General features: G+C 72.1%; 15 protein-coding genes. 4 read left to right on the forward strand and 11 right to left on the reverse strand.

What is annotated here, in order from left to right:
• Positions 1-153 precede the first annotated feature (153 nt).
• Positions 154-870: a DUF5995 family protein gene (locus ACFZDI_RS32035; protein ID WP_391255393.1), complete on the forward strand. Its 717-nt coding sequence runs from the start codon at positions 154-156 to the stop codon at positions 868-870.
• Here the strand turns inward: ACFZDI_RS32035 and ACFZDI_RS32040 are convergent.
• Both ACFZDI_RS32040 and ACFZDI_RS32045 read right to left on the reverse strand, forming a co-directional pair.
• Positions 867-2,564 (reverse strand): NAD(P)/FAD-dependent oxidoreductase, encoded by a 1,698-nt coding sequence (locus ACFZDI_RS32040; RefSeq protein ID WP_234845111.1) that lies wholly within the window; start codon positions 2,562-2,564, stop codon positions 867-869. The two genes, ACFZDI_RS32035 and ACFZDI_RS32040, sit on opposite strands and share 4 nt — an antisense overlap.
• Positions 2,565-2,610: 46 nt before the next feature.
• Positions 2,611-3,399 carry a carbon-nitrogen hydrolase family protein gene (locus tag ACFZDI_RS32045; protein WP_234845110.1) on the reverse strand — a complete coding sequence of 263 codons (789 nt, stop codon included), beginning with the start codon at positions 3,397-3,399 and terminating at the stop codon, positions 2,611-2,613.
• Positions 3,400-3,717: 318 nt separating this feature from the next.
• On the opposite strand from ACFZDI_RS32045, the gene ACFZDI_RS32050 reads away from it, so the two are divergent.
• The gene (locus ACFZDI_RS32050; protein WP_234845109.1) at positions 3,718-4,302 is read left to right on the forward strand and encodes a Repetin; all 585 of its coding nucleotides are present in this window, start codon (positions 3,718-3,720) and stop codon (positions 4,300-4,302) included.
• Here the strand turns inward: ACFZDI_RS32050 and ACFZDI_RS32055 are convergent.
• The 7 genes from ACFZDI_RS32055 to rpe all read right to left on the reverse strand — a co-directional run bounded on the left by ACFZDI_RS32055 (position 4,271) and on the right by rpe (position 11,729).
• Positions 4,271-5,467 carry an MFS transporter gene (locus tag ACFZDI_RS32055; protein ID WP_391255397.1) on the reverse strand — a complete coding sequence of 399 codons (1,197 nt, stop codon included), beginning with the start codon at positions 5,465-5,467 and terminating at the stop codon, positions 4,271-4,273. The genes ACFZDI_RS32050 and ACFZDI_RS32055 overlap by 32 nt on opposite strands.
• 136 nt (positions 5,468-5,603) lie before the next feature.
• Entirely contained in the window at positions 5,604-6,056 is a 453-nt protein-coding gene (locus ACFZDI_RS32060) for an Lrp/AsnC family transcriptional regulator (RefSeq protein ID WP_053668336.1), read from the reverse strand.
• Positions 6,057-6,066: 10 nt separating this feature from the next.
• Positions 6,067-7,536 (reverse strand): amino acid transporter, encoded by a 1,470-nt coding sequence (locus ACFZDI_RS32065; RefSeq protein ID WP_391255398.1) that lies wholly within the window; start codon positions 7,534-7,536, stop codon positions 6,067-6,069.
• A 455-nt stretch (positions 7,537-7,991) separates the two neighbouring features.
• Positions 7,992-9,434 (reverse strand): GuaB1 family IMP dehydrogenase-related protein, encoded by a 1,443-nt coding sequence (locus ACFZDI_RS32070; protein WP_234845106.1) that lies wholly within the window; start codon positions 9,432-9,434, stop codon positions 7,992-7,994.
• Positions 9,435-9,542: 108 nt separating this feature from the next.
• Complete coding sequence (locus tag ACFZDI_RS32075; protein WP_234845143.1) at positions 9,543-9,896, reverse strand: barstar family protein; 354 nt, start codon at positions 9,894-9,896, stop codon at positions 9,543-9,545.
• 24 nt (positions 9,897-9,920) lie between these two features.
• Entirely contained in the window at positions 9,921-10,964 is a 1,044-nt protein-coding gene (locus tag ACFZDI_RS32080) for a sugar-binding transcriptional regulator (RefSeq protein WP_234845105.1), read from the reverse strand.
• Between the two features lie 78 nt (positions 10,965-11,042).
• Positions 11,043-11,729: a ribulose-phosphate 3-epimerase gene (gene rpe / locus ACFZDI_RS32085; protein ID WP_361119396.1), complete on the reverse strand. Its 687-nt coding sequence runs from the start codon at positions 11,727-11,729 to the stop codon at positions 11,043-11,045.
• 131 nt (positions 11,730-11,860) lie between these two features.
• On the opposite strand from rpe, the gene ACFZDI_RS32090 reads away from it, so the two are divergent.
• On the forward strand, positions 11,861-14,002 hold the full coding sequence (locus tag ACFZDI_RS32090; RefSeq protein ID WP_391255404.1) for an MMPL family transporter: 2,142 nt from the start codon (positions 11,861-11,863) through the stop codon (positions 14,000-14,002).
• On the opposite strand, the gene ACFZDI_RS32095 is transcribed toward ACFZDI_RS32090, so the two are convergent.
• Both ACFZDI_RS32095 and fmt read right to left on the reverse strand, forming a co-directional pair.
• Positions 13,983-15,401 (reverse strand): RsmB/NOP family class I SAM-dependent RNA methyltransferase, encoded by a 1,419-nt coding sequence (locus tag ACFZDI_RS32095; RefSeq protein WP_234845102.1) that lies wholly within the window; start codon positions 15,399-15,401, stop codon positions 13,983-13,985. The two genes, ACFZDI_RS32090 and ACFZDI_RS32095, sit on opposite strands and share 20 nt — an antisense overlap.
• Positions 15,402-15,788: 387 nt before the next feature.
• Positions 15,789-16,721: a methionyl-tRNA formyltransferase gene (gene fmt / locus ACFZDI_RS32100; protein WP_234845101.1), complete on the reverse strand. Its 933-nt coding sequence runs from the start codon at positions 16,719-16,721 to the stop codon at positions 15,789-15,791.
• Between the two features lie 324 nt (positions 16,722-17,045).
• Here fmt and ACFZDI_RS32105 point away from each other — a divergent pair, with 324 nt between their 5' ends.
• Positions 17,046-17,591, forward strand: coding sequence for a hypothetical protein (locus tag ACFZDI_RS32105; RefSeq protein WP_391255408.1), 546 nt, complete (start codon positions 17,046-17,048; stop codon positions 17,589-17,591).
• The last annotated feature ends 155 nt before the right edge of the window (positions 17,592-17,746 follow it).

Raw genomic sequence — 17,746 nt, forward strand, 5'->3', positions numbered from 1 at the left:
CTGCGACCGGCCCTGCGGGCGGCCAGGCGCTGGGCACGCGAGCCTGACACGGTGGTGCTCCCCCTCCCCCTGCGGCGGGCGGAGTTCCCCCGTTTCGGGGAAGCGCCGGGCCTGCCGTCACTCCCGTCAGCCTAGAGCTGCGACTCTGCCCGCATGCCGCGATGCGAACAAGTCCCCCCGGCCGTGGACACTCCGGTGGACGCCGTCATCTCCCGGATGCGCGCCCTCGATGCGGCCCTGCACCCAGGGGACGGGGTGGCGGTCTTCAACCGTGTCTACCTCGCCGTGACGGAGGCGGTGGACCGGCATGTCGACGCCGGCCGGTTCGCGGACGCCCGTGCCGCGATCACGCTGGACGTACGGTTCGCGCAGCGGTACCTCGCGGCCGTCGGGACGGCGGCGGACGAGGGGCGTCCGCCCGCCTGCTGGCGGCCGCTGTTCCAGTTCCGCCGCCATCCCGGGGTACGGCCCCTGCAGTTCGCGCTGGCGGGCATCAACGCGCACATCGGGCACGATCTGGCGCTGGCCGTCGTGGACACCTGCCGTACGCTCGGCTGCGCACCCGTCGATCTGGAGGACGAGTTCGACATGGTGGGCGATCTCCTCGTCTCGCTGGAGGAGCGCATCCGCGACGATCTGATGCCGGGGCCCGACCTGTTGCGGATCGCCGACCCGCTGACGCACCTGCTCGGCTGCTGGAGCCTCGACCGCGCCCGGGACGCCGCATGGACGGCGGCCCGGGCTCTGTGGGTCCTTCGTGAACTCCCCGATGTCGCCGCGGACTTCACGGAACGCCTGGACACGGCGGTGGGCTTCGCGGGGCGCATGCTGCTCACACCCCTGACGGAGCCCGGGTTCCGCCGGCCCTAGTCCTCCGGCAGCTCGACCGGCGCGATCTCGTCGTAGACGTCGCCGGGGCCCGGGTTGGTCGGGTCGGTCGTGCCGCCCAGGTGGTGCATGACGCCCCAGACCGCGTTGAGGGCGGTCTGGATGGCGCCCTCGGCCCAGCCGGCGGTCCAGGAGATGTCGTCGCCGGCGAGGAAGATGCCGCGCTTGTCCTCGGGCAGCCGGTCCTGCATGAAGTGCGTGAAAAGGCGCCGCTGGTAGCGGTAGTGACCGGGCAGGTTGGCCTTGAACGCGCCCATGAAATAGGGCTCGTTCTCCCAGGAGACCGTCACCGGGTTGCCGATGATGTGCTTGCGGATGTCGACCTTGGGATAGATCTCGCCGAGCGACTTCAGCATGACCTCCATCCGCTCGTTCGCGGACAGCGGCAGCCACTTCAGGCTGTCGTCGCACCAGGTGTAGGAGAGGCAGATGACGGCGGGCTTGTCCGGGCCGTCGTCGAGCAGGTAGGTACCCCGCGTCATACGGTCGGTGAGCGTCATCGACATGACGTCCCGGCCCGTCTCCTCGTCCTTGTCCAGCCAGAAGGGGCGGTCCACCGGCACGAACAGCTTCGAGGACTCCATGTAGTGGGTGCGCTCGATGGCGGTCCAGTGGTCGATGGGGAAGAGCGAGTCGTCGCAGGCGATCTTCGACAGCAGCATCCAGGACTGGGCGGTGAAGATCGCCGCCTGGTAGGTGCGGATGTCGCCGTGCGCGTCCGTCACGGTGATGCGGTTGCCGGCGGTGCGGTGCAGCCGGGTCACGGCCGGGCGGGGCTCGCCGCCCTCGTGCAGGGTCGCGAGCGAGGTCCCCTGGGCCCAGTGGACGATCTTCCGCGGCTCCCGCTCCCACAGGCGCAGCGGCAGCTGCTGGGAGCCGCCGACGATGCCCCGGTGGTGGTCGTCGGCCTCGGTGTAGACGACGCGCAGGATCTCCAGGATGGAGTTCGGGAAGTCGGTGTCCCAGCCGCCGGTGCCGAAGCCGACCTGGCCGAAGATCTCGCGGTGGCGGAACGACTTGAACGCCTCGGAGTCGCAGAGGAAGCCGTAGAAGGTCTGGTTGTCGAGCTTCTCGACGAGCTTGGACCAGATCTCGCGGATGCGCGGCACGTCCCGCTCGCGCAGGGCGCGGTTCATGTCGGAGAAGTCGGCGCCCTCCTCCAGGCAACGGCCCCAGGCCTCGGCGACGTCACGGTAGACCTGCGGCAGGTCCTCGATCGTCTCGGCGTAGTGCGACTCGCCCTTGAGGTCGACGACGGTCGACGGGGTCGTCTCGGCGAGGGGGTTGGGGAACGGCCGGGTCTGCAGGCCGACGAGGTCGATGTAGTGCTGCAGGGCCGTGGAGGACGGCGGGAAGCGCATCGCGCCCATCTCGGCGGTGAGGGAGTCGTCGCACCCGTCGAAGCCCACCGTGCGCAGTCGGCCACCGATCTGGTCGGCCTCGTACACGACCGGCTTGAGACCCATCTTCATGAGCTCGTACGCCGCGACGATGCCGGACAGGCCGCCGCCGATGACCGCGACCTCCGTGCCGTGCTCGGTCGCGGGTATCTGCCCGAGGCCCGCCGGGTGGGCGAGGAAGTCGTCGTACGCGTACGGGAAGTCCGGGCCGAACATGGTGATCGGCGGCTGCTGCGCGTCAGCGTGCTCGACGGCGTTGGGCACGGTGGACGTCATGGGGTACGGACTCCTTGCACAGAGACGTTCGGGCGGTTCAGGGGGGTCAGACGAGCGAGCCGTACAGGCCGGGTCGCCGGTCCCGCAGATACGGGTTGTTCTCGCGCGACGCGGCGAGGAAGGCCGGGTCGACGTCGGCGAGCACGAGTTCCTCACCGCGTCCGGCCCGGGTCCGGGCGACCCCGTCCGGCCCGGCGAGGGTGGAGAGGCCGACGAACTCGAACTCCCCTTCCGGGCCGACCCGGTTGACGTACGCGACGTACATCTGGTTCTCGAAGGCCCGGACCGGGATGACCGACTCGGCGACGAACTGGAACGGGTGCATCTGCGCGGTCGGGACGACGAGCAGGTCGGTGCCGGCCAGGGCGTGGGCGCGGACGTTCTCCGGGAACTCCACGTCGTAGCAGATCAAAAGACCGATCCGGAGGCCGTCGATCTCGGCCTGGACGACCGGCAGGTCGCCGGGGGTGAAGTGGTCGTGCTCGAAGCAGCCGAAGAGGTGGGTCTTGCGGTGGTTGGCGAGCCGGCTGCCGTCGGCGGAGATCAACTGGACGGAGTTGAACACGGTCTCGCCGGCCCGCTCGGGGTAGCCGTAGGCGATCGCCAGGCCGTGGCGGGTCGCGATCTCGGCGACGGCGTCGGCGCAGTCGCCGTCGGCGGGCTCGGCGAGCCGGCCGATCTCGTCGCCGATGGCGTACCCCGTCAGGAACAGCTCGGAGGTGACCAGCAGCCCGGCGCCCTGGGCGGCGGCCCGGCCGGCAGCCTCGTCGAGGACCTTGAGGTTCTCGACGGTGGAGCCGGGGCGGCCGGAGCTCTGGAGCAGGGCGGTGCGCATGCGTGATCCTCACCGGGCGAAGGATGGTCGGAGGGCCCACGGGGTCGTTGGAGGGGCCATGTAGACGGTACGGGCCGCTGACCAGGGCGGACAAGAAGGAGCCGTTGCGCGCCGGTGAACGGTTCATTGCGTCCGCAGGGGGCCCGGCGGCGATTCGTTGCGCACCTCGGGTTGGACCCCCGCTCCTCCTCGAAGGGCAGCTCCGCGCGGCCTCCCCCGCCGTCCGGCGGAGGCGGAGTCCCGCCCCGAGCGCGATGTCCTGTCCCCGCCGGGCCGGGAGAGTGAGGGCTGTCCACACGACCTGCGGAAAGGAACGCAATGAAGCGCCGTACGAAGATCGTCGTGCTCGGCTCCGCGCTGCTCCTCACGGCCGGGGCGGCCCCGGCCGCGACCGCGTCGGACGCGCCCCCGCAGCGGGAGGCCGCCGCCCTCACCTCGACCGCGTCGGACGCACCGCACCGGCGGGAGGCCGCGGCCCTCACCGGCACCGCCAAGCTGTACCGCTCGGCCGGGGACGACATCACGTTCTCCTTCGACGCGCACCTGGCCGCGAAGGACAAGGCCGATCCGATGAAGGCGACCGGCACCTTCGCGTTCAGCCACTACCGGGACGACTTCGGCGCCCGGGCGAAGGTCGAGGTCGACTGCCTGGTCACCGGCGGCAAGGTGGCCGTCGTCTCCGGCGTCATCACCGAATCCGACCTGCCGGGCGCCGAGGGCAAGCGGGTCGGTGTGACCGTCCACGACCTCGGCCGCCACGACCGGCTGGGCTACAGCTGGGCCTCGACCGGCCGCCCCGGTCAGGGGAACGAGCCGCCCGAGTGCGTGAGTTCCGCCCCCTTCGAGAAGGTCGAGAAGGGGACCGGCGACTTCACGGTCGTGCCGTGGCAGCCCGAGCTCTAGCCAGCGCCAGGGCCGTCACCAGATAGGGGATCGCCAGTACCGCGAAGACGGTGCCGTGCGCCAGATCGGTGCCGAGCAGCGCGTACACGCCGAACGTGGCGACCGTCGCCAGCTCGGTGCCCAGGCTCGCCACCGAGGTGAGGGTGGCCCGGCGGGATTCGTCGATGCGGTGCTGAAGACGGACGTCGGCGAGCACCTCGGCCAGCTGGAACGCCGCGAAGGCGAGGCTCACCAGGGCGATGCCGGCGAGGGACCGGGCCGCGGCACCCACGGCGAGGGCGAGCGCTCCGCCCGCGAGCAGCGCGGCGAGCCCGCTCGTGCCGAGGCGTTCGGCCGGCCCGGCCAGGAGGCTGCCGACGGTGACGCCCGCCCAGATCAGCATGATCAGGTAGGGCACCGTCGCCTCGGCGACGCCGATGTCCCGGACCAGCAGGGGGGTGTACTCGTCGAGCGCGCCCCACACCGCGGCGACGGCCGGGACCAGCAGCAGGGCGCCGCGCACCGTGCGGTCCCCGCGGACCTCGGCCAGTCCGGCTCGCAGGGTCGTCGCCCAGCTGTCCCCGGTGGTCTCCGGCCGCGTCCGGTGTTCGGGGAACCGGGTCGCGGTGACCGCGGTGAGCACACAGGCCAGGATGCCGGCGGCGCCGACGGCCGGGTAGCCGCCCTCCGCGAGGACGGGTCCGGCGAGGCCGGTGGCGGCCACGGTGCCCAGCAGGCGTGCGGCCCGGGCCCGGCCCATGACCCGCGCGTACCGGTCGGCGGCGCCGAGCCGGTCGAGCTCGTCGTAGACCAGCGCCTCCAGGGCGCCCGAGCCGAGCGCCCCGCCCGCGCCCCACAGGACGAAGCCGACCGCGAAGGCCGCGTACGACGGGAGGGCCGTCCACAGCGCGAAGCCGGTGGCGGTGAGCAGCGGGCCGATCCACAGCAGTCTGCGGCGCGACATGGCGTCGGCCCAGGCGCCGGAGGGCACTTCGAGCACCACACCGGTGACCGACCACAGGGCGAACAGGGAGGAGACCTGCCAGACCGACATGCCGGTGTCGGCGAACAGCAGCGCGTACACCGGGTAGAGCAGGACGAAGTCGTCCAGGAACGCGTAGCCGTACAGCGTGCGCGTCAGGCGGCGGACACCGGTGGCGGGCACGCGCGCGGGTGTGAGTGTCATGAGGCCTTCCCGGAAGGACGGATCGGACGCCGGAGGTACGGCGGCCGAGGCGGTCCTCGGGAGGCACGGCTGGTGGATCAATGTCGCCAGGTCATGACACCCAGGCTAGAGGTGTCGCGTGGAGCGGGCCACGGACTTACGTGGGCGACCCCGACGAAAAGCGCCGCAGCAGCGGCGAGAGCACGAGCACGGACTTGGTCCGCTCGACGAACGGCTCGCCGGCGATCCGTTCCAGGACCCGTTCGAAGTGGCGCATGTCGGAGGCGAAGACCTGGGCGATCGCGTCCGCGTCCCCGGTGACGGTGGACGCGGCCACGACCTCCTGGTAGCGCTCCAGGCCACGCTGGATGGTCTCCGGGGAGGTGTTGCCCCGGCAGTAGATCTCGACGAACCCCTCGGTCTCCCAGCCCAGGGCGCCCGGGTCCACGCGGACGGTGAAGCCGGTGATGGCTCCGGTGGCCCGCAGCCGGTCCACGCGCCGCTTCACGGCGGGCGCGGACAGGCCGACGAGTTGGCCGATGTCGGCGTAGGAGCGGCGGGCGTCCTCGGCGAGGGCGTGCACGATGCGTTCGTCGAGATCGTTCAGCACAGTGGGTTGATCACTTCTCGGATGGTGCGAGTCGGGAGCGGCGGTAGCCGTACCCGAAGTAGAACACGAGACCGGCGGCCATCCAGACACCGAAGACCACCCAGGTCACGGTCGACAGGCTGCCCATCATCCAGACGCAGAAGGCGAAGCCCAGCGCGGGCAGGACCGGCGAGAGCGGCACCCGGAAGGTGCGCGGCATGTCGGGCTTGGTCCGGCGCAGCACGACGACGGCCACGTTGACCAGCGCGAAGGCGAACAGGGTGCCGATGCTGGTGGCGTCGGCGAGCTCCCCGAGCGGGATCGCGGCAGCCAGCACACCGCAGAACAGCGACACGATCACGGTGTTGGCGCGGGGCGCGCCGGTCTTCGGGTGGACCCGGCCGAACACCTTCGGCATCAGACCGTCGCGGGACATGGCGAACAGGATGCGGGTCTGGCCGTACAGCACGGTCAGCACCACGCTCGCGATGGCGATGACGGCGCAGAACGCCAGCAGCGTGCCCCAGAAGGTCTGCCCGGTGACCTCGCGCATGATCTGGGCGAGGGCGGCCTCGGAGTCGGTGAAGCCCTTCCAGGGCTTGGCGCCGACCGCGACGGCCGCGACGAGGACGTACAGCGCGGTGACGATGACCAGCGACAGCATGATCGCGCGGGGCAGGTCGCGCTGGGCGTTCTTGGCCTCCTCACCGGCGGTGGAGGCGGCGTCGAAGCCGATGTAGGAGAAGAACAGCGTGGCACCGGCGGCGCTGACGCCGGCCATGCCGAGGGGCATGAAGTTCTCGTAGTTGCCCGAGCGGAAGCCCTGGACGCCGATGGCGCAGAACATCACCAGCGCAGCGATCTTCACGACGACCATCACGGTGTTGGCGCGGGCGGACTCGCGGGCGCCGCCCAGCAGGAACGCCATCGCGAGCAGGACGACGATCAGCGCGGGCAGGTTGAACACGCCGCCGTCGCCGGGCGGGGCGGACAGGGCGGCCGGGATGGTGACGCCGATGGTCCCGTCGAGCAGCTCGTTCAGGTACTCGCCCCAGCCGACGGCGACGGCGGCGACCGACACGCCGTACTCGAGGACCAGGCACCAGCCGCATATCCAGGCGATCAGCTCGCCCATCGTTGCGTATGCATACGAGTACGAGGAGCCGGAGACCGGGATGGTCCCGGCCAGCTCGGCGTAGGACAGGGCCGAGAAGAGAGCCGTGAGACCGGCGATCACGAAGGAGAGGGTGACGGCGGGGCCGGCCTTGGGGACGGCCTCGCCGAGGACCACGAAGATGCCGGTGCCGAGCGTGGCACCGATGCTGATCATGGTCAGTTGCCACAGTCCGAGGGTGCGGCGCAGGGACCCACCCTCACCCTGGCCACCTTCCGCGACCAGGCGTTCCACGGGCTTGCGGCGCATGAGGCGCGCGCCGAGGCCGGGAGGTGCGGAGGCCGCCGTGGGGCCTGGGTTCTGCGGTGGTGCGCCTTGGTCGAGCACGCGCTGGCTCCTTTTCGCTGCCGGTCAGGGCGGCAGGGACCGCGGGCGCCCTCGAGCAGGGACCCGCCGAGCGGAGTCCCCGCCACGCCATGTACGAGGCGACAGCCTACGAGGATCGGCGTTGCTGGTGAAATGCAGCAACCTTGCGCATACATGCAAGATCATTGCGTTACCGGGGAAAGGGCGGATGTTCGTTGCGGGGCGGCTGTCGAGTGTTGCATCAGCACCCGCCAGAGGGCTTTCACGGGGAACACGCGGGGACCGGCGTTGCGAAGCGGGCGGCATGACTGCCGTCGGCCTGTGCGACGGCGTGCGGCACTCCCGTGCCTCGCTGTCCTCGCTCCTGCACGCGGCGATCTCCCAGCGCCCGACCGCGGGCCCCGCGGACGCGGAGACGGCCCCCGTCGACCCGCGGGGCGGGTCGACGGGGGCCGTCGGCAAGGGCGGTCGGGCCGTCAGCTCCAGCTGGCGTGCAGGGGCTTGCCCTCCGCGTAGCCGGCGGCGCTCTGGATGCCGACGATGGCCTTCTCGGTGAACTCCTCCAGGGAGCCGGCACCGGCGTAGGTGCAGGACGAGCGGACGCCCGCGATGATCGAGTCGATCAGGTCCTCGACGCCCGGGCGGGCCGGGTCGAGGAACATGCGGGAGGTGGAGATGCCCTCCTCGAACAGTGCCTTGCGGGCACGGTCGTAGGCCGACTCCTCGGAGGTGCGGTTGCGCACGGCCCGGGCGGAGGCCATGCCGAAGGATTCCTTGTAGGCGCGGCCCTGGGCGTCGTGCTGCAGGTCGCCCGGGGACTCGTAGGTGCCGGCGAACCAGGAGCCGACCATCACGTTGGACGCGCCGGCCGCGAGGGCCATGGCCACGTCGCGCGGGTGGCGGACACCGCCGTCGGCCCACACGTGCTTGCCGTACTTCCTCGCCTCGGCGGCGCACTCCAGGACGGCGGAGAACTGCGGCCTTCCGACACCGGTCATCATGCGGGTGGTGCACATGGCACCCGGACCGACACCGACCTTGACGATGTCCGCGCCGGCCTCGATCAGGTCGCGCACACCCGCGGCGGCGACCACGTTGCCCGCGACGATCGGCACCTGCGGGTCGAGGTCGCGCACCAGCTTCAGGGCGCTGATCATCGACTCCTGGTGGCCGTGCGCTGTGTCGATGACGAGCGCGTCGACGCCCGCGTCCAGCAGCTGCTGTGCCTTGCCCGCGACGTCGCCGTTGATGCCGACGGCGGCGGCGATACGCAGCCGGCCCCGGGCGTCGGTGGCCGGCGTGTAGAGCGTGGCGCGCAGGGCGCCCTTGCGGGTCAGGATGCCGGCGAGCGTGCCGTCCTGGTGGACCGCCGGGGCGTAGCGGCGGTTGGCCTGATCGAGGGTGTCGAAGGCCTCGCCCGGGTCCATGTCCGCGTCGACGAGCAGCAGGTCCCGGGACATGATCTCGGCGAGCTGGGTGAAGCGGTCCACGCCGGACAGATCGGCGTCGGTGACCACGCCGACCGGCTTGTGGTCCCCGTCGACCACGACACCGGCGTTGTGCGCCCGCTTGGGCAGCAGGGCCAGCGCGTCGGCGACCGTCTGGTGCGGGGACAGGATGATCGGGGTGTCCAGCACCAGGTGCCGGTTCTTCACCCAGGAGACGACGTCGGTGACCACGTCGAGGGGGATGTCCTGGGGTATCACCACGAGGCCGCCGCGGCGGGCCACGGTCTCGGCCATGCGGCGCCCGGCGATGGCGGTCATGTTGGCGACGACGAGCGGGATGGTGGTGCCCGTGCCGTCCGGGGAGCTGAGGTCGACGGCCTGCCGCGAGCCCACCGAGGAGCGGCTCGGCACCATGAAGACGTCGTCGTACGTCAGGTCGTACCCGGGCTGGATGTCATTGAGGAAACGCACGTGCTGCACATCCCAGTCGATCAGAGGTGACCCCCGGACCGGCCGGCCAGGGGGAAAGAGCACGTACTTCATTCTCCCATGCCGGGGCCCCGATCGACCCCCAGCGGATCATCCAGGCTGGTCAGGGGGCCTCTCGGAGGATTCTCCAAGGCCGAGGGCGACGAACAGCCCCGGGCCCCGGTCGGTCGCCTCGGCGAAGATCTCCTCGGCGACCTGCCACTCGTCGGGCCGCGCCTCGGCGTACTTCCGCCAGCCCTGGACGACGACGAGCAGCCCCTGCTCCCCGGCCCCCTCGGGCCAGAGGGCGGGGTCGGACAGGCAGTCGGCGAGGGCGTCCCAGTTGCGGCCGAACCAGTCGGGCAGGGCCAGGTCACGGGCGCAGCGGTCCATGAGGCCCGCCTTGTCCGTGACCCCGTCGAGGTCCAGCACGACGACGATCCGGCCTGCCGGGTCGTCCGGCACCCCGGGCTTGCGGCCGGCCACGCGTCAGACTCCGTCCGGGTCGGCCCGGTTGAGCGCGGACTTGGGCGTCGGTCCGGCCGTCATGAGGTAGTCGGCGGCCGAGGTGTCCGTCACCAGGCTGGTGACGAGCCCGGAGCGCAGCACCGCGTCGATCGCGGGCCCCTTGCGCTGTCCGCCGGCGATCGCGACAACCTCGGGGATCCGGCGGAGCTGGTCGGCCTTCACGGTGATGCACCGCTCGCCCAGGTCCCGGCCGACCCGGCGCCCCTCGGCGTCGAAGAGGTGCGCGGACATCTCGGCGGCGACACCGAGGGAGGCGTAGTGCGCGCGTTCCTCGTCGCTGAGCATGTCGTGCACCGTGGAGATGCCCGGCTCCCAGGAGCCGATGGAGACGCAGGCGACGGTGACCTTGTCGAAGTGCTCGAAGGCCCGGGCGATCCCCGTCTGGTTGCGCAGCGCCGTGGCCGTGGCCGCGTCGGGCAGCAGCATCGGGGCGTAGATGGGGTGGGCGTCGCCGCCGGACACCTGGGCGGCGCGGCGTACGGCCTCGACCGAGCCGCGTTCGGCCGTCCCGGCGTCGTAGACACCCGTCAGCTGCACCACCGTGCACGGGGGCAGCCGGTCCAGCGCGGCCGCCATGTGGATGGTGGAGCGGCCCCAGGCCAGGCCGAGCACATCTCCTTCGTTGACCAGTTCGCCGAGCAGGTCGGCGGCCACCTCTCCCAGGTTCTCGGGGTCGGGCGTCTCCTCGGCTTCGGCCGGGGACTCGACCACGACGGCGTGCCGCAGGCCGTAGCGGGCGCGGAGCGCGTCCGAGCGCTCGGCGTCCAGTTCGGCGGGCACGCGGATCTCGATCCGTACGAGATCCCGTTCGAGGGCGGTCTCCAGGACCCGGGCCACCTTGAAGCGGCTGACGCCGAACTCCTCCGCGATCTGGATCTTGGACTTCCCCTCGAGGTAGAAGCGGCGGGCCATGGCCGCCGCCTGCACCAGCTCAGCGGGTCCCATCCGCATGGCTGACCGGCCCGCCGACATACCCGACACGGCGTTCTCCTCACTGCTGTTCACACTCTGGATTCGCCGTTCATCCTTGCAGATGTGGCGCGGTTGATCAGCCCTGATGAGAGCCGTTCACTTTGCTGTGGCTCAGTGGTCGCAGGCCCAGGTGGCCTTCGCCGTCGCCGCCTCGGCCTGGGTGCGTAGTGCACGTACCGCCTCTGCCGGGTCGTTTGCCCCGTAGACCGCCGATCCGGCCACGAAGACGTCGGCTCCGGCGTCCGCGCACTGCTCGATGGTGGACGCCGAAACTCCGCCGTCGACCTGCAGCCAGAGCTCCAGTCCGTGCTTGCTGATCAACTCGCGGGTGCGGCGAATCTTCGGAAGCATGATGTCGAGGAAGGCCTGTCCCCCGAAGCCCGGTTCGACCGTCATGATCAGCAGCATGTCGAGCTCGGGGAGCAGGTCCTCGTACGGCTCGATGGGGGTCGCGGGCTTCAGTGCCATGGAGGCGCGGGCGCCCTTGGCCCGGATCTCCCGGGCGAGCCGGACCGGGGCGGCGGCGGCCTCGACGTGGAAGGTGACGGAACCGGCCCCCGCTTCCACGTACTGGGGCGCCCATCGATCGGGGGCCTCGATCATCAGGTGGCAGTCCAGCGGGGTGTCCGTCGCACGGGCCAGCGACTCTACGACCGGCACGCCGAGCGTGAGGTTCGGGACGAAATGGTTGTCCATCACGTCGACGTGGAGCCAGTCGGCTCCTTCCACGGCCTTCGCCTCGTCCGCGAGGCGGGCGAAGTCTGCGGACAGGATGCTGGGGTTGATCTGCGCGGCCATGACCTAAGACTGCCATGCCCCGTGGGGGTTGTGAGCATCGGACCCAGGTGGTCTGTTGGCTACGGGGCTCATGCGGCTTCTCGCGCCGTTCCCCGCGCCCCTCACGGGACGTGTTCGCCGAGGGGGTCGGGATGAAGCAGGGCGTCGCGCATCTGGTCTGCGGCCGGCGGGCCAAGTGGCTCGTGCTGGTCTTCTGGGTGGCCGTGCTGGTCGTCGCCGCGCCGCTCGCCATGAAGCTCACCGACGCGCAGGACAACGACGCCGCGTCCTGGCTGCCGGGGTCCGCGGAGTCCACCCAGGTGCTGCAGATCTCCGAGGACTTCCGGCCGGAGCAGATCCCGGCGGTGGTGATCTACGCGCGGGCGAGCGGTCTGACGGCGCAGGACCGGGCGCAGATCGCCGAGGACGTCCGGCAGCTGAAGCAGCTGAGCGACCACGGCATCATCGGGGAGCAGACGCGGGGCCCGGTGTTCGACCGGCAGGTCGACCCGCGGGCGGCGCAGGTCTTCGTGCCGATCCTGATGGACGAGGAGGGCTGGGAGCGGATCTCACCGGCCGTGGACTCCATCCGAGACGACGTGGGCACGGGCGACGACGGGTTGGCCGTGCACATCACGGGCCCGGGCGGCACGTCCGCGGACTTCGCCGAGGCCTTCGAGGGCATCGACTCGACCCTGCTGTTCGCGGCGATGGCGGTCGTCATCGTCATGCTGCTCATCACCTACCGCAGCCTGACGCTCCTGGTGGTCCCCCTGGTCGCGGTGGTCTGCGCCCTGTTCACCGCGCAGGCGCTGATCTACCTGCTGGCCGAGCACGGCGGTCTGACGGTCAACGGCCAGAGCGCCGGCATCCTCACGGTGCTGGTCTTCGGAGCCGGGACGGACTACGCCCTGCTGCTGGTGGCCCGCTACCGGGAGGAACTGCGCCGGCACGAGGACCGGCACGAGGCGATGGCCCTGGCCCTGCACCGCGCCGGCCCGGCCGTGATCGCCTCCGGCGCGACGGTCGTGCTGAGCATGCTGGTGCTGCTGGCCGCCGAGATGAACTCCACGAGCGGCCTGGGCCCGGTGGCGGCGATCGGTGTCGCGGTCGCGCTGGTGGCGATGATGACGCTGTTCCCGGCCCTGCTGGTGATCTTCGGCCGCTGGATCTTCTGGCCGGTCGTCCCCCGCTACGGCACGCCCGACCCGACCGAGCGCGGCGTGTGGGCACGCACGGGGCGCCGTATCGCCCGTCGGCCGCGGATGATCTGGGCGGTGACGGCACTCGCGCTGGCGGTCTGTTCGCTGGGTCTGATCCAGCTGCGCGCGGAGGGCATCTCCAACGCGGACGCGTTCACCGGGAAACCGGACTCGATCACCGGCCAGGAGGTGTCGGCGCGCTACTTCCCGGCGGGCAGCGGCGATCCCCTGATCATCGTCAGCAACCAGGCGCAGGCCGTGCAGGTGGGCCGCGCGGTCGCCGGGACGCCGGGCGTGGTCCCCCAGTCCCTCGGTCTGCCGCCCGGCACCAGACCGGCCTTCGAGGGGAAGGTGCTCTTCGAGGCCACCATGACCGCCCCGGCGGACAGCGAGGCCGCCAAACAGACGGTCGAGAGGGTGCGGGACGCCGTGCACGCGGTGCCGGACGCCGACGCCAAGGTGGGCGGCGGCACGGCGGCCCTGCTGGACATGGACGAGGCGACCACGCACGACAACCTGCTGATCATCCCGCTGGTGCTGGTGGTCGTCCTGCTGATCCTGTGCGGCCTGCTGCGCGCCCTGATCGCCCCGCTGCTGCTGATCGGGACGGTGATCCTGTCGTTCACGGCGGCCCTGGGGATCAGCGCGCTCGCGTTCCGGTACGTCTTCGACTACGCGGGCGAGGCGACCGACTTCCCGCTGTTCGTCTTCGTGTTCCTGGTCGCCCTGGGCATCGACTACAACATCTTCCTGACCACCCGCATCCGTGAGGAGGCGGCCCGCCAGGGCACCAGACAAGGCGTGGTCACGGGCCTGGCCGCCACCGGGGCCGTCATCACCTCCGCCGGTCTGGTCCTGGCCGGCACCTTCGCCGCCCTCGGCACGCTGCCGATGGTCGCCTTCGCCGAGATCGGCTTCACGGTCGCCCTCGGCGTCCTCATCGACACCTTCATCGTCCGCTCGGTCCTGGTGACGGCGCTGTTCCTGGACGTCGGGCCGAAGGTGTGGTGGCCGCACCGGCTGGCGCGCCACGACGGCGGCGCGCCGGACCGGGCGGCGGTGGGAGCGGGGGTCAGCCGGTCCGGCGAATGAGCGCCAGGTACATCGCGTCGGTCCCGTGCCGATGCGGCCACAGCTGTACGTCGGGCCCCTCGCCCAGGTCGGGTACGCCGGGCAGCAGCGGCCGGGCGTCGACGAGGTCGGTGTCCGGGTGCTGCTTGAGCACGTCGGCGACGACGGCCCGGGTCTCGGCGAGGTGCGGCGAGCAGGTCGCGTAGCCCACGACACCGCCGACCCGCACCGACTCCAGGGCGGTGCGCAGCAGCCCGCGCTGCAGCGGCGCGAAGCCCTCCAGGTCCTCGGGGCGGCGCCGCCAGCGCGCCTCGGGGCGCCGGCGCAGCGCGCCGAGGCCGGTGCAGGGCACGTCGACCAGCACCCGGTCGAAGCTGCCCGGCCGCCAGGCCGGACGCGTCCCGTCGGCGGCGATCACCTGGTACGGCCCGGGGTTGCCGTCCAGCGCCTTCGCGACGAGGCCGGCACGGTGGGTCTGCTTCTCGGAGGCGACGAGCAGGGCGCCCCGTTCGGCAGCCAGCGCGCCGAGCAGCGCGGCCTTGCCGCCGGGCCCCGCGCACCCGTCCAGCCAGCGCCGGTCGGGCCCGTCCAGGGGTGCGTTGGCGAGGGCGATCGCCACGAGCTGGCTGCCCTCGTCCTGCACGCCCGCGCGTCCGTCCCGCACGGCCGCGATGGCGCCCGGCTCGCCGCCCTCGCTCAGCCGCACGGCATAGGGCGACCAACGGCCCGGCACGGCGGCGTCCTCGTCGAGCAGTTCCTCTGCGGTGGCCCGCCCGGGCCGTGCCACGAGCGTCACCTCGGGCCGCTCGTTGTCGGCGCGCAGCAGCTCCTCGACGCCGTCGCGCCCGCCGCCGAGGGAGTCCCACAGCGCGGAGACCACCCACCGGGGATGCGAGTGGACGACGGCGAGATGGTCCTCGGGATCCTCGTCGTACGCGGGCGCGACCCGCTCCAGCCAGCCGTCCAGGTCGTCCTGCGCGACCTTGCGCAGCACCGCGTTGACGAACTTGGCCCGTCCGTCGCCGAGCACGACCCGGGCGAGCTCGACGGTGGCGGACACGGCCGCGTGCGTCGGGATCCGTGTGCCGAGCAACTGGTGCGCGCCGAGGCTCAGCACGTCCAGCACCGGCGGGTCGACCTCCCCGAGCGGCCGGTCCACGCAGGACGCCAGGACCGCGTCGTACGTCCCCTGCCGCCGCAGCGTGCCGTACACCAGCTCGGTGGCGAGGGCGGCGTCCCGGGCGTCGAAGTCGTCGTTCTCCCGCGCCTTGCGCAACAGCGGGGGCAGGACGAGGTTGGCGTAGGCGTCCCGCTCGTCCACGGCCCTCAGCGCCTCGAAGGCGAGGATGCGGACGGGGTCCTTCTTGGGCCGGCGGTAGGGCTTGCCTGACGTGCGGGCTCGACGGGGCTGTTCGCTCACGAAAAAGGTGCTCCGGGGGTGAGAAGAAGTGCGCCGTCCAGCCTACGCCGCCGGGTGGGTGGGGGGAGCGGCAGTGGGCGGCGTCCGGGACGGCAGTGGTGTGCGTCCGGGAGCGGCTACGCGGAGGGCTGGGGGCAGCCGCAGGGAGAGGCCTGGGGAAGCCGTGGGGAGAGGCCTGGGGAAGCCGTAGGGAGAGGCCGGGGGAAGCCGTAGCCGGTGCGGGGCCTGGCCTGCCCGGCTTCACGGCTTCACGGCTTCCGAGCAGGGCTGGATCACGTACAGGCCCTGCCCGGCTTCGGCTTCCGGACTGGGCGAGACCACGGGCAGGGCCCTGCGCGGCTTCACCTTCCGGACCGGGTGGGGCCACGTGCAGGGTCCTGCATGGCTTCAGCCTCCGAGCTGCTCGCCCTCGCCGATCCGTACGCCGCGGGCCCAGTCCGCCGCCCGCATCGGCTTCTTGCCCTGGGCCTGCACCCACAGCAGCTCGACGGCGTACGAGCCGGTGCCGGCGTACACGTTGTTCTTCCCGGCGGCGATCTGCCCCGGGGCGAGGTCCGTCCGGTCGGGCACGGGGGCGACCTGGATGAGCTTGAGCCGCTCACCGCGGAACGTGGTCCAGGCGCCGGGGGCCGGAGTGCAGCCCCGCACCATCCGGTCGACCCGCAGCGCGGGCGCGTTCCAGTCCAGGTGCGCGTCCTCGACGTTCACCTTCGGGGCGAGGCTGATCCCGTCGGCCGGCTGCGGTACGGCCTTCAGGGTGCCGTCCTCGATGCCGTCCATGGTCGCCACGAGCAGCCCGGCACCGGCGAAGGCGAGCCGCGTCAGCAGGTCCCCGCTGGTGTCGGTCGCCCGGATCTCCTCGGTCACCGTCCCGTACACCGGGCCCGAGTCGAGCCCCTCCTCGATCAGGAAGGTGGACGCCCCGGTGATCTCGTCGCCGGCCATGATGGCGTGCTGCACGGGCGCGGCACCGCGCCAGGCCGGCAGCAGGGAGAAGTGCAGGTTGACCCAGCCGTGCGCGGGGATGTCGAGGGCCACCCGGGGCAGCAGCGCGCCGTAGGCGACGACGGGGCAGCAGTCCGGCCCGATCTCCCGCAGCCGCTCCAGGAACTCGGGGTCCTTCGGCTTCGCGGGCTTCAGCACCTCGATCCCGGCCTCCTCCGCCCGCTCGGCGACGGGCGACGCGACGAGCCGGCGTCCCCGCCCGGCCGGGGCGTCGGGCCGCGTGACGACGGCGGCCACCTCGTGCCGCCCGGAGGCGAGCAGAGCGTCCAGAGCGGGAACGGCGACCTCGGGTGTACCGGCGAAGACGAGCTTCATGGGGTGGTGGGGGCCTCTCGGGCGGGGACGGTGACGGGCAACGCCCAAGTCTATGAGCCGGGAGAGGGAAAGCCGCGGACGGCGCCCGGCCCCACGGGAGAGCCCGTCTCCTGACGGACAGTCACGGGCGGTACGCGGGCGGAAGGCCGAAGAACCAAAGATCGACGACGGAAGGCGCACACCCGGCGCAAACGGGCGCACGCATACGCTCCCGCGCCCCCACACCGTGACCCGCGGAGCGGATCCGCGTTGTCAAGACAGAGTTGACCACAACGGGCCGCGACGCGGCCCATTCCTTTCAACGCCGGTTCGAGAGGCTTGTTCATGGCCGACCATGCAACCCACGACGCCCAGGCTCGGGCCAGCCTGCACTTGCTGGTGCGGGACATCGAGCGGGTCCGCCGGCAGGTGGACGCACTGCGCACCCTCACCGCCCAGTTGGGCAACGTCTACCGCCCGCGCCGCTCCGGTCCCTCCACGGGCTTCGTCGTCTACGGACGCGCTCCCGCCCCGACGGTACGTCTCGCCCAGGAGCTGCGGGACAGCGTCGAGACCCTGGTCACGGCGGCCGTGGACTTCGACCGCTCACTCGGCTTCTCGTGGGACGCGGTGGGTTCCGCACTCGGGGTCACCAAACAGGCGGTCCACCGCCGTTACGGCGCCCGCCGGAACACGGCCCAGACGGCCGCGCCCGAGCCGGAGCGCACGCCGGAGCCGACGGGCGGCCGCTCGGTCAACGTGACCACCGGCCTGCCCACGGTGCCGACGGTCCCCGCGGCCCGCTCCATGCCCACGCAGCCGACGGCCGGCAGCCCCTCCCTCCGCGACGAGGCCAGGCCGACGGCCTTCCCGGGCCCGCGCAACGGCTGACGACCCCCTGCTCCGCCCTCTCGGAACATCTCCGGGAGGGCAGCCGCGTACCGGGCCGGAATCCGGCCGGACGGGCCCCCTCCGTTCAGGACGGCCGACCCGACGTCGCCCAGCACGGCACAGGACGCCATGAGCACACCCCGGGGCCGGAGACA

Source organism: Streptomyces sp. NPDC007907 (genome assembly GCF_042959365.1).
GTDB lineage: Bacteria > Actinomycetota > Actinomycetes > Streptomycetales > Streptomycetaceae > Streptomyces > Streptomyces indiaensis.